At 74.3% G+C, this 12,352-nt stretch carries 6 protein-coding genes; 1 reads left to right on the top strand and 5 read right to left on the bottom strand.

The genetic code is table 11. The features are described from left to right. Nucleotides 1-120: 120 nt before the first annotated feature. The 5 genes from S1361_RS16095 to S1361_RS16075 form a co-directional block, all read right to left on the bottom strand. Nucleotides 121-2,334: a bifunctional glycosyltransferase/CDP-glycerol:glycerophosphate glycerophosphotransferase gene (locus S1361_RS16095; RefSeq protein ID WP_208032536.1), complete on the bottom strand. Its 2,214-nt coding sequence runs from the start codon at nt 2,332-2,334 to the stop codon at nt 121-123. 155 nt (nt 2,335-2,489) lie between these two features. Then, nucleotides 2,490-3,398 (bottom strand): carbohydrate ABC transporter permease, encoded by a 909-nt coding sequence (locus S1361_RS16090; protein ID WP_208032535.1) that lies wholly within the window; start codon nt 3,396-3,398, stop codon nt 2,490-2,492. Continuing rightward, a complete protein-coding gene (locus S1361_RS16085) occupies nt 3,395-4,738 on the bottom strand; it encodes a carbohydrate ABC transporter permease (protein WP_208032534.1) in 1,344 nt (447 codons plus the stop codon). Before S1361_RS16085 ends, S1361_RS16090 begins: the two co-directional genes overlap by 4 nt. A 7-nt stretch (nt 4,739-4,745) precedes the next feature. Continuing rightward, on the bottom strand, nt 4,746-6,125 hold the full coding sequence (locus tag S1361_RS16080) for an ABC transporter substrate-binding protein (protein WP_208032533.1): 1,380 nt from the start codon (nt 6,123-6,125) through the stop codon (nt 4,746-4,748). A 262-nt stretch (nt 6,126-6,387) separates the two neighbouring features. Further along, on the bottom strand, nt 6,388-10,188 hold the full coding sequence (locus tag S1361_RS16075; protein WP_208032532.1) for an FHA domain-containing protein: 3,801 nt from the start codon (nt 10,186-10,188) through the stop codon (nt 6,388-6,390). 421 nt (nt 10,189-10,609) lie between these two features. On the opposite strand from S1361_RS16075, the gene S1361_RS16070 reads away from it, so the two are divergent. Beyond that, on the top strand, nt 10,610-12,292 hold the full coding sequence (locus S1361_RS16070) for a serine/threonine-protein kinase (protein WP_208032531.1): 1,683 nt from the start codon (nt 10,610-10,612) through the stop codon (nt 12,290-12,292). Nucleotides 12,293-12,352 lie beyond the last annotated feature (60 nt).

The following is a 12,352-nucleotide window of genomic DNA, read 5'->3' as shown; positions in this document are numbered from 1 at the left end:
TCTTTCTGTCGTCTTGCGGACGCGGCCGGGCCGTCCCGCCGGGCGCCAGGTGGACGGCCGGCTCGGGGTGGGCCGCGTCGAGCCGAGGGGCATGGGAACTCCCGGGAGGACCAACGGTGTTCAGTGGCTGTCGGTGACGGGAAGGGGACCGGAAGGTTGCGGCACGGTGGCCAGCGGCGAACGCGCACGGGCCGCCGGCACCGGCTTCCGCTCCGCGAGCGGCACCACCGGCGGCAGCTCCGTCTCGCCCAGCACCACCCGGCGTACGACCCGCTCGGCGGCCCGCCCGTCGTCCCACGGGCAGAACCGCTCCCGGAACGCCGCCCGCAGCTGCGCCGAGCGCGAGCCGCACCAGTCGCCGGTGGCGAAGACGTCGATCAGCTCGTCCTCGCTGCGCGCCACCGCGCCCGGCGGGAAGGCCCGCAGGTCGATGTAGACACCGTGGACCGCCTCGTACGCCGCCCAGTCCTCGGTGTGCACCACGATCGGCCGGTCCAGGCCCGCGTAGTCGAACACGACCGGCGCGTGGTCGGTCAGCAGCGCGTCGGAGGCCAGACACAGCTCCGCCGGGTCCGGGTGACCGGAGACGTCGATGATCCGGGTGCCCTGCACGGGGACGTGGGTGCGGGCCAGGACCACGAAGCGCGGGCCCAGCCGGCGCAGGATCCGCTCCAGGTCGAGCAGCGGGTGCTGGGTGCGCCGGTGAGCGCGACGGGCGGGCGCGTACAGGATCGCGACCGCGCCCTCCGGGACGCCCAGCGAGGCGCGCAGCCGGGCCACGTCCGCCGCGGTCGCCCGCTGGAAGACGTCGTTGCGGGGCAGCCCGTACTCCAGCGTGGTGTAACCGCCCGGGTGGACGCGCTCCCAGGTCGAGGTGGCGTGCCGGTTGCCGGACAGGACGTAGTCCCACTGGTCGACGGCCCGCAGCAGCTCCGCGAGGTCCAGGTCCCGGGCCGCCGCCGGGCGCTCCAGCAGGTCGAGGCCCGCGTACCCGAGCGGGGTGCCCTGCTGGGTCTGCACGAAGACCTGCCCGGGCCGCTTGCGCAGCCGCCCCTCGAAGCCGGCGTCGCTGACCAGGTAGCGGGAGCGGGCCAGCGCCGTCCAGTAGGCGGCCGTGCCGGGTCGCAGCCGCCGCGGACCCGCCGGTACGGCCTGCTCCCGGCCGGGCCGGGCGATCCACGCCGTGCTCAGCCGCGGCGCGTGCGCCCGGAACGCCTCCTCCAGCGCGGCCGGGTCCCCGCGCCCCTCCCGGGCGGCGAACACCGCCCGGTCGGAGCGCAGCGGCAGCCGCAGCTGGACCCGGTAGTGCAGCTGGAGAACACCGGTGCGCACGGCGCGGACCAGCTTCACCGCGGACTTCAGCGCCCGCCGGCGGACGGCCGCGGCCAGCCGGAGCACCCGGAAGGTGCGGTGCAGCCCGAAGCGGACCAGGGCGTGCCGCAGCCGCAGGCGCGCCCCCGGCACCCGGTAGCGGCGGTAGTGGGCGCGGGCCCGGCGCAGGAAGGCGCCGTGGCTGCCGCGCGGCAGCCGGCCCGGCCTGGTGAACACCGTCGCGTAGTGGTCGACCATCCGCCGGAACAACTCCGGTCGCCAGCGCGCGAGTTCGGGGCGCTCCTCGACGTACGCGAACACCCGGTCGTACTGCTCGAACAGGTCGAAGTGCCTGTCGCTGGTGGTGCCGAGGATGCTGCCCTGCCGGCGCTGCCGGTAGTGCACGCACACCCGGTCCAGGGTGGCGAGCGACTCCGCGGTCAGCAGCACCGGGAAGGTCCAGGGGGTGTCCTCGTAGTAGCCCGGCGGGAACCGGAAGCCGTGCTGTTCGACGAAGTCCCGCCGGTAGGCCTTGTTCCAGGCCACCATGAGCACCCGCAGCAGCCCCGGCCGGTCCTCCAGCCGGAACGGCGCCGGGCCCTGCTCGGTGAGGTGGGCGGCGAGCTGGTTGCGCACCGTGCGGCCGTCCCAGTAGGTGCGCGCGTAGTCGAAGACGAGCACGTCCGGGTCGCCGGTCTCCTTGAGCCGGTCGGCGACGGCCCGCAGCGCGTCCGGGGTGAGCGTGTCGTCGCTGTCCAGGAAGACCAGGTAGTCACCGGTCGCCTCGGCGAGCCCCACGTTCCGGGCCCGGCCCAGCCCCTGGTTCTCGGCCAGGTGGACGGGCTTCACCCGGGCGTCCCGGGCCGCGTACTCGTCGATGACCGCGCCACAGGCGTCGGGCGAGCAGTCGTCCACGGCGATCAGTTCCAGATCGGGATACGACTGCGAGAGCACCGAGTCCAGGCACTCGGAGAGATACGCCTGGACCTTGTACGCGGGGACAATGACACTGAACCTGGGCAAGGGGCATCCATGGGTCGGTCGGCGCGGGCGTTCTGCCCGGGAACGGCCGATGGAGTGACTCGGTTACGGCCCCGTACTGCATTCGGGTGACATCAGGTGAACGCGAAGAGGCGGGCCGGCGACGGCCCGCCCCACGCGAGATGTCCCTTCCGTGGCTACTTGACCGCGCCCGCCATCACCCCGGACACGAACTGCCGCTGGAACGCGAAGAACACGGCCAGCGGGATCACCATGGAGATGAACGCGCCGGGCGCCAGCACGTCGATGTTGTTGCCGAACTGCCGTACCTGCGTCTGCAACGCCACCGTGATCGGCTGGGTGCCCGACTTGGTGAACACCAGCGCCACCAGCATGTCGTTCCACACCCACAGGAACTGGAAGATGCCGAGGCTTGCGATGGCCGGCCCGCCGAGCGGCATCACCACCCGGGCGAACAGCCGGAGTTCACCCGCGCCGTCCAGCCGGGCCGCCTCCAGCAGCTCGCGCGGGATCTCCGCGAAGAAGTTCCGCAGCAGGAACACCGCGAACGGCAGGCCGAAGCCGGTGTGGAACAGGATCACCCCGAGGATCGTCCCGAACAGCCCGATCCTGCCGAAGAGTTCGGCGATCGGGATCAGCGCCACCTGCACGGGCACCACCAGCAGGCTCACCACGCCCAGGAACCACCAGTCCCGGCCCGGGAACTCCATCCACGCGAACGCGTACCCGGCCAGCGCCCCGATCACCACGACCAGCACGGTCGCCGGGACCGTGATCAGCACCGTGTTCACCAGGGAGTTGGTGATGTCGGAGTTCTCCAGCAGCTTCTGGTAACTGTCCACGGTCAGCTGGGACGGCTTGGTGAACACCGTCCACCAGCCGCTCGCGCTCATGTCCTGCGGGGTGCGCAGGGACGAGACGAGCAGACCGATGGTCGGCACCAGCCAGAACAGGCCCACCAGGATCAGGACCACCCGGACCAGCCCGCCGCTCAGCCGCTCCGCGATCCGGGACGCGACCGACTGCCCTGCCTTCGCCGTCCGGACCGGTTCGGCCTTGCCGATGCTTCCGGCGGTCGCCGTCATCGCCGTACCTCCCGCCGCAGCCGACGCACGTTGAACAGCATCACCGGGATCACCAGCAGCAGGAGGAACACCGAGATCGCGCTGGCGACGCCCGGCTGGCCCTCCGCGAAGCCCTTGCGGTACAGCTCCAGCGCCAGCACGTTCGCGTCGTCCTGGGAGGAGCCCGGCGCGATGATGAACACCAGGTCGAACACCTTCAGCACGTTGATCATCAGGGTGACGACCACGACCGCCAGCACCGGCGCCAGCAGCGGCACGGTGACCTTGCGGAACACCTGCCACTCGGTGGCGCCGTCCACCCGCGCCGCCTCCAGCAGTTCCCGGGGCACGCCCGCGAGCCCGGCCGCGATCAGCACCATCGCGAAGCCCGCCCACATCCACACGTACGATCCGATGATCGCCGGGGTGACCAGCGCCGGGCCGAGCCAGTCGACACCGTTGTACGGCTCCCTGAAGTTGCTCGCGGGCAGCCGGAGCCGCGCCCCGTCGGCCGCCGCGGGCAGGGTGAAGGTGCCGTCGCCGGACGCCTTCGTGGAAGCGACCACCGTGCCGTCCTTGACCGCCTCGATCCGCATCCCGGCATAGCCCACCTCGGACGGATCGGGCGCGCCGAGCTTGCCGACGCCCTTGCCGCGGGTGAAGTCCTGCCAGGTGGTGCCGGTGACCTTCCCCGGCTCCGGCTGCGCGGCGACGGCCCTCTTCGCGTCGTCCGGCAGCTGGTCCGGCGCGACACCGACCAGCGGCAGGGTCACCGGCCGCCCGGCGTGCACGGCGGCCTTGGTGACGAAGCCTCCGCCTTCGGCCACGAGCGGCGACTCGCGGCCCGGGTGCGCCTTCGGGAACGCCGACGACTGCGCGAACGTGTCGTGCACGCCCACCCACACCGCGTTCGCGACCCCCTTGTCCGGGTCCTGGTCGTACACCAGCCGGAAGATGATCCCGGCGGCCAGCATCGAGATCGCCATCGGCATGAAGACGACCAGCTTGAACGCCGTTCCCCAGCGCACCCGTTCGGTCAGCACCGCGAAGACCAGGCCCAGCGCGGTGGCGATCGTCGGCGCGAAAACCACCCACAGCACGTTGTTCTTCAGGGCGGTGCGGATGCCGTCGTCGGTGAAGAGGGTCGCGTAGTTGTCGAAGCCGGCGAAGCCGTCGCCGGAGGCGTTGTAGAAGCTGCGGACGACCGAGTACCCGATCGGGTAGACCACGAGCGCGCCGAGCAGCACCAGCGCGGGCAGCAGGAACAGCGCTGCCACGATCCTGCGGGTGCCGGTCACGCTCTTGCGACTGCGGGGCGCGGCGGGGCCCGGTGGGGCCCCGGCCGCCGCTGCCGACGCCATGGCCGGATCAGCCCCCGTTCCCGTAGGCCGCTGCCGCGTCCTTCTCCAGCTTCGCCTGGGCGCCCGCGACGTCCGTGGGGTTCTTCAGGAAGTCCTGGAGGTCCTTCCACTCGCCCTTGCCGGGCGTCCCGCCGAAGGCCTGCGGGGCCTGGTCGGACATGTCGAAGCGGAAGTCGTCGCCGGACGCGATCAGCGCCTTGGCGATCTTCTGCTGCACCGCGTTCGGGTACGCCGAGATCGGCACGTTCTTGTTCGGCGAGAGATACCCGCCGAGCTTCGCCTGGATCGTGGCCGCGTCCGGGGAGGCGAGGAACGTGACCAGGGCCTGTGCCGCCTTGGAGTCCTTCAGGATCACCGCCGCGTCACCGCCGGAGACCACCGGCGCGCTCGAACCGACCGCCGGGAACGGGAACACCTTCGCGTCCGTGCCCACCTTCGCCTTGGTCTCCCCGATGTTCACCTGCACGAAGTCGCCCTCGTACACCATCGCGGACTTCGGCTGGTCGCCGCCGGTGAAGGTCTGGGTGACCGACTGCGGGAACTCCGTCTGGAGCGCACCGGTCTGGCCGCCGGCCAGGTAGTCCTTCTTTCCCCAGATCTGGGCGAGTGTGGTCAGCGCCTGTTTCACCGACGGATCGGTCCACTTGATCTTGTGCTGGGCGAGCTGGTCGTACTTCTCCGGGCCCGCCTGCGACAGGTACACGTTCTCGAACCAGTCGGTCAGCGGCCAGCCGTCCGCGCCGGCCACCGAGAACGGGGTGACACCCGAGTCGTACACCGCGCGCGAGGCGGTCAGCAGGTTCTGCCAGGTCTTCGGCTCCTGGGCGCCCGCGTTCTCGAAGACCTTGGCGTTGTACCAGATCAGCGACTTGTTGGCGGCCTTGTAGTAGACGCCGTACGGTTTGCCGCCGACCTTGCCGATGTCCTGCCAGCCCTGCGCGTAGTTCTCGGCCAGCTCCTTGCGCGCCTCCGGTCCGAGGGGTTTGGCCCAGCCCTTCTCGACCGCCTGCTTGATGGCGCCGGGCTGCGGGAGCAGCGCGACGTCCGGCGGCTGACCGCCCGCGATCTTCGAACCGAGGAAGTTGATGATCGGGTCCTGCGCGGGTACGAACGTGACGTGGGCGCCGGTCCGCTTCTCGAACTCGGCGAGCACCTTCTTGAAGTTGGCCTGCTCCCCGCCGGTCCAGACGGCGGCCACCTCCAGACGGGCGCCGTTCAGCTTCGGCAGGGTCACGGTGGAGCCGGTGGCTCCGCTGCTCCTGTCCCCGTTGCCCTTCTTGTCGTTGTCACTGCCGGAGCAGGCGGAGAGCGCGAGCGCTCCCGCGAGCAGTGCGGCGAGTGTGGTGACGGCCCTGTGTGTCCGGAACGTGCTGCTCTTGCTGTGCATCACTTCCCCGTTCGTCGTTCTTCGTTGAACGCTGCTGAACGTCAGAACTCTGTCCCGTGCGCTCCGGTGTACGCCGGGCCGCTCGGGGCGGGCAAGAGCGCCTGCCCTGTCCACCGGCTCATCGTGACCGGCTCGTGACCAGGGGTGTATGCGTGCGGGTTCGCGGGGGCCAGGGGCGGGGCGGTCCCGCCGGGGAGGCGGCAGGTTCACCTGGAGGGATGACGGGCCTCCGCCGACTTCCCCGAGCGCCTTCCCGGAAGCCTCAGAGCAGGGACGGCACCTGCGCCGCCGCGACCTCGCGGGCGGCCCGCTCCACGGCGCTCGCCAGCAGCGCCAGGTCGGTCGGGCCGTTGCCCAGCTCCCGCACGGGCCGGCGGGCCGGCGGATCGCCCATGCGCTGCCAGTCCAGCGGGACGACCGTGGGCCGCTGGGTCGCGGTACGCGGGATACGGCCCGTCACCCGGCCGCCCTGGAAGCCCACGGTCCGCCCGTCCGCGTACGCCAGCGTGCCCCGCCCCGGCGCCGGCTGGTCCGGCCCCGGCTGCGGGGTGTCCAGCGTGACCCGCAGGGACGCCCGGCGCGCCGGCTCGGACTCCGCCGTACGGCCGCCGGTCCCGGCCGCCGCCACCAGGTGCACGCCGAGCCGCTCGCCGTCGCGGGCCACCGCCTCCAGCGCGCGTATCACCGAGCCGGCGGCGGGCCGGCCCGGCGAGCCGAGGGCGGGGGAGACCAGCGCGTCCAGATCGTCGACGACCACCACCAGCCGGGGCAACGGCGGTGCGGCCGCGGCCTGCTGCCGGGACGCCGCGCCCGGCCGCAGCCGCAGGGTGGAGCTGGGCGGCGACTCGATGTCACCGGAGGCGGAACCGGAAACAGAGCCGGATGCGGAACCGGCGTGGCCGGCGGCGGATGCGGTACCGGAGACGGAGCCGGGTGCGGAACCGGCGTGGCCGGATGCGGAACCGGCGTGGCCCGAGGTGGGCGTGCGCTGGGCCACCAGCCGGCCGGACACCTCCTGCCCGGCGTGCCACCGGGCGAAGTCCGTCCGGCCCAGCAACTCCGCCCGGCGCTTCAGCTCGGCGGCCAGCGACTGGGCGAACTCCCGCATGCGCACGGGGTCGTTGGCGATCAGGTGCGTGGTGACATGCGGTATGTCGGTGCACACACGCAGGCCCTCACCACGGCCGGCGCCCGTGCCGACGCCGTCCCGGCCGTCGAGCAGCACCATCGCCAGCCGGTCCGGGCGCTCGGCGGCGGCCAGCGAGGCGACCACGGCCCGCAGCAGTTCGGTACGGCCACTGCCGGCCGGGCCCTCGATCAGCAGGTGCGGGCCCTCGGCCACCAGGTCCGCGGTGACCGGACCGCGCGGCCCGGCGCCCAGCACCGCCCGCGCCCGCCCGCCCAGCGACTCCGTGTCGTCGGCCGCGTCCGCCCAGCGCGCCATCAGCGACGCCGGGGTGGCGCGGGCCAGGCCCAGCTCGTCCAGCAGCCGCGCCGACCGGGGCAGCGGCGTGGTCACGCGCGCGTGCCGCTCATCGGGCGGGCCGTCCGGGCGCAGCGGCGCCAGCGCCCGCGCGAACCGCTCCGCCCAGGCGGCGGAGACCGCGTCGACGGCGGCGCGCGTGCCGGTGCCGACAGGACCGCCCGGCGCCACCCGCAGCAGTTGCAGCGCGGCCGCGACGTCCCCGCTCAGCAGCGCCACGGCACCGCAGTGCCGGAACGTCGGCGTCACCGCGCAGGCGGCCTCGTACGTCCGTGTCACCGGGGAGGCCGGCGAGGCGGTCTCGGTCTCGGCGAGACACACCACGTGGATACCGGCCCGCGGCCCGGCCACGGCCAGCCGCGCGAGCGCGTCCCGCAGCGCCGAGCCGCCCGGATCCCCGTCCACGACGACGATCGTGTAGGGCCCCGCGAAGCCTCGGGCACCGCCGGCACCGGCGTCCTCCTTGGCCCAGGAGGGCCGCCGGGGCGAGGTGGCCTCCCGGTCGGCGGTGCTGCCGGGGGAGGGAGCGCCCTGGGCGGGGGTGCCGGTGTCCGCGGGGCGCGGGGCGTGTCCGGGGGTGACCGGCGTCCCGGCGGGGGTGCCGGAGGGTGCGGTCGGTCCCTGGTGGGCGGGGGCCGGCGTGGGGCCGGTGGCGCGGGCCGGGGCGGGGTGGGCCGCGGTGCGGCCCGTGGCCGCGTGGTCGTCCAGGCGGCGCAGCAGCTCCTCGGTGCGGGCCGCCGCCTGTTCGCGGTCGTAGGCCAGCAGCAGACGGCAGTCCTGGCCGTGCCCCGGCCGGACGTGCGGCAGCCAGCCCAGCCAGGCCCACTCGGCCGTGCGGTCCGCCACAGGCCGCGAGTGGTCCGCGCTGATCAGCACGATTTCGAGCAGGTCGGGGGAGTGCAGCGCGGCGAGCTGGGCCAGCACCGCGCGGGCCAGCCCGGACAGCCGGGGACGCGGGCCGGCCAGGCCCAGCGCGCCCGCCTCGCGCAGCGCGGCGGTCACCGGTACCGCAGGCAGCAGACCCGAGCCGTCCGGGGCGCTGCGGTCGGCCGTGCCGAGGCGCACGGTCAGCGCCTCGGGGTGTCCTGGCCCGCGCTCCCACAGGCGGGGCCCGGGGCCCAGCGCGGTCAGCAGCAGGGCGGCCGGGTCCGGCCAGGCCTCCGGCTGCCTCGGGACACCGGCTGTCGGTGCCGCGCCGGCGCGGGCGGCCGTGCCGGCGTACGTCCCGGGGCCGGCCGGCTGCTCGCCGCGTCCGCCGGCCAGCCGGCGCGCCCAGGCCCCGAGGCCGCGTCGCCGGGCGGCCTGCGGGGCGTCGGTACCCCTGAGGGGCGTCCCCTCGCGCCCGCCCGCCCGCGGATCCTCACCGGCGACCCCGTAGCGCCCCGCGTGGGTGTCCCCGCCGGCCGCCCCGCTCCGGCTCTCCGCACTCGGCGCGCCGGCCTGCCCGGGCACCACCGCAGACGGCCCCCGCCGGTGCTCCTGCGCCCCCGCGTCCCAGCCGGCGGCGCCATCGGGACCGTAGGCATGCTGCGCGGCCGCCCGACCGGAAGGGGCTCCCGCCCCACCGGAAGCGGACGCGTCCCCTCGGGACCGCCCCGCACCGGCCGACGAGACACCTTCCGCCCGGCCGAGGCGCCCCTCACCGGCGAGCGGCGACGCCTCGGTCCCGCCGGTCGGGTGCCCGGCACCGGCCGAAGGGGAAAGCCGTGCCCCGGAGCCTCCCGAGCCGTCCACCGCGGCCGGCCCCTCGCCGAAACCACCGGCACCGGGAGACGCATCCCTCGCGGCAGCACCGGCAGCACCGGCAGCACCGGCAGCACCGGCAGCACCAAGCGCACCGGCAGCACCGGCAGCACCAAGCGCACCGGGAGTACCGGAGGCACCGGACGCTGCAGCTGATCCGCCACCCGCTACGACCCGTATGCAGCCCTCCCCGTCGGCGACCGTCCGCACCCGCATCCCGGGACCCCCGCACGGGGCGACCCGCAGCGCCGACTCCCCTATCCGCAGCAGACCCCCGGCGGGAACCCGCACCGGCTGCTCCGAGACCCGCACGCCGTCGAGCGACGTGCCGTTCGTGGAGCCGAGGTCGGCGACGGAGACCCGGCCGTCCGCGTCGACGGTGACCACGCAGTGCAGGCGGGACACGTCGGGGTCGTCCAGCGGGACGTCCGCGTCGGCGGAGCGTCCGACGGTGATCCGGCCGCCGTGCAGCAGATGCACCCCGCCCGCGTCCGGTCCGGCGACCACGTGCAGCTGGGTCGGGGCCTCGTCCAGCTCGGGGTGGGGCTCGGGGGCGGCCGGCGCGCCGAGGGAGAGCACGGCGCCGTCGGTCAGCGGCGGTTCGCCGAGGGTGCTGCGCCGGGGGTCGAGCCGCTCGGTGCCCGCGTACAGCACCACGGACGCGCCGCCGGCCTCCCGCCCCGCTCCGCCCTCGCCGGTGACCGCCCCGGCCAGCGCCGACGCGACCGCGGCCAGCTCCGTGCCCGCGGGCGCCGTGACCAGCACGTCGCGGCTCACGGCGCGGCCCCGCTGCGGGGCCGGGCCGAGCGGGTCTACGACGGTCAGCCGGATCTGCATCGGCGTCAGCGGTCCCTTCTGCGCGGGTCTGCGCGGGCGCGGACTTCCCCCCACCCCACACGAGCACGTCGGCCAGCAGCCACCGGAGGCGTCCCAGCGGGCTGCTGGCAGCATCCTCGCACCTGCCACCGACAACGCGCCCCGGACCCGGGCACAAGTGATCTTGATTGGTCGGCTCTGCCCCCAAAAGTGCCTGACCAGTGCGCCGACGGCGATCAGTTGAGATCGGTCACGTCCGGTCCCGGCAACCGTGCGACCGCGACGTGCGTCTTCCCGTCCAGCCCGCCGCCGGACCGGTCCGGACCCCTCGAACATCCTCGGGAACGCTTACGTAGTGCCTCCAAGGACCCCACTACAGTGGTGCGGAACACCGGACACCGGAACGCAGGCAAGCAACAGCAAGCAGCAGGGAGCGCGTGACGTGCGGCCAGTCGGCAGCAAGTACCTGCTTGAGGAGCCGCTCGGACGCGGCGCCACAGGCACCGTCTGGCGTGCCCGCCAGCGCGAGACCGCGGGCGCCGAGGCGGCCGTGCCCGGCCAGCCGGGAGAGACGGTCGCGATCAAGGTCCTGAAGGAGGAGCTGGCGAGCGACCCGGACATCGTGATGCGCTTCCTGCGCGAGCGCTCCGTACTGCTCCGGCTCACCCACCCCAACATCGTCCGGGTCCGCGACCTGGTAGTCGAAGGCGATCTGCTGGCGCTGGTCATGGACCTCGTCGAGGGCCCCGACCTGCACCGCTACCTGCGCGAGAACGGCCCCTTCACGCCCGTCGCCGCCGCCCTGCTGACCGCCCAGATCGCCGACGCGCTGGCCGCGAGCCACGCCGACGGGGTCGTCCACCGCGACCTGAAGCCGGCCAACGTGCTGCTCCAGCAGCGCGACGGCCAGATGCACCCGATGCTGACCGACTTCGGCATCGCCCGCCTGGCCGACTCCCCGGGCCTGACCCGCACCAGCGAGTTCGTCGGCACGCCCGCCTACGTCGCCCCGGAGTCCGCCGAGGGCCGCCCGCAGACCTCCGCCGTCGACGTCTACGGCGCCGGCATCCTGCTGTACGAGCTGGTCACCGGCCGTCCGCCGTTCGCCGGCGGCTCCGCCCTCGAAGTGCTGCACCAGCACCTGAGCGCCGAGCCGCGCCGCCCCTCCACCGTTCCGGACCCGCTGTGGACGGTCATAGAGCGCTGCCTGCGCAAGAACCCCGACGAGCGGCCGAGCGCGGAGAACCTCGCGCGCGGGCTGCGGGTCGTCGCCGAGGGCGTCGGCGTGCACGCGAACGCCGCGCAGATCGCCGCCGCCGAGGGCGTCGGCGCGCTGCTCGCCCCGGACCCGGACCCGACCGCCGTCCCGGGCGTGCCCGGCGCCGCCGACCCCACCCAGGTGCTGCCGACGAACGCGCCGCAGGGGGCGTACGGCCAGCACGATCCCAATGCGGCGACCAGCGTGCTCCCGCACACCGGCGGCCCGGCCGGCGCCGCCGACCCCACCGCCGTCCTGCCCCCCGTCGGACCGGGACAGTACGGTCGGCAGGACCAGCAGCAGGACCAGCAGCCCGAGCAGCCGCACCCCTGGCAGACGCAGCTGCGGGCCGCGCGCGACCGCAACGAGCAGACCCAGATCCAGTACCTGGACCCGGACGAGGACCCGCTGCGCCGCCGCCCCCAGCGGCAGGTCGCCCGGCCCCAGCAGCAGCCCCGCCCGGCCCCGCAGCCCCGGCCCCAGCAGCCGCAGCCGCGCGGCCGGCAGCGGGCGCCGCAGGCCCCCGGCTACGGCTATCCGCAACAGCAGCCCCAGCAGTACGCCCCGCCGCAGCCGCAGCAGTACGCGCCGCCCGCCCGGCCAGAGCCGCAGCGGCCCGTACGAGAGCCCCGCGCGCCGCGGCAGCGCAGCGCCAACCCGATGAAGATCCCCGGTCTCGGCTGTCTGAAGGGCTGCCTGTTCACGATCGTCATCCTGATCGTGGCGAGCTGGCTGATCTGGGAGCTGACCCCGCTGCAGGACTGGATCGGCACCGGCAAGGGCTACTGGGACCAGATGAGCGACTGGGTCGGCAAGGTGGGCGGCTGGGTCAAGGATCTCGGCGGTTCGTCCGGCAGCGGGAACTGATCGCCGATTCAGGCGCCTGGTTCGGAGATTTGTCGACATCTGCCGGGTGATTTCCGTCTC

The organism is Streptomyces cyanogenus, assembly GCF_017526105.1.
Lineage (GTDB): Bacteria > Actinomycetota > Actinomycetes > Streptomycetales > Streptomycetaceae > Streptomyces > Streptomyces cyanogenus.
The sequence above is the reverse complement of the archived record's forward strand: the minus strand, read 5'-3'. Positions and strand labels throughout refer to the sequence as shown.

What these genes read in the sequence shown, in the direction of transcription:
- S1361_RS16075 (WP_208032532.1), bottom strand. Translation starts at nt 10,188, where the DNA reads ATGCAGATCCGGCTGACCGTCGTAGACCCGCTCGGCCCGGCCCCGCAG.
- S1361_RS16085 (WP_208032534.1), bottom strand. Translation starts at nt 4,738, where the DNA reads ATGGCGTCGGCAGCGGCGGCCGGGGCCCCACCGGGCCCCGCCGCGCCC.
- S1361_RS16090 (WP_208032535.1), bottom strand. Translation starts at nt 3,398, where the DNA reads ATGACGGCGACCGCCGGAAGCATCGGCAAGGCCGAACCGGTCCGGACG.
- S1361_RS16080 (WP_208032533.1), bottom strand. Translation starts at nt 6,125, where the DNA reads ATGCACAGCAAGAGCAGCACGTTCCGGACACACAGGGCCGTCACCACA.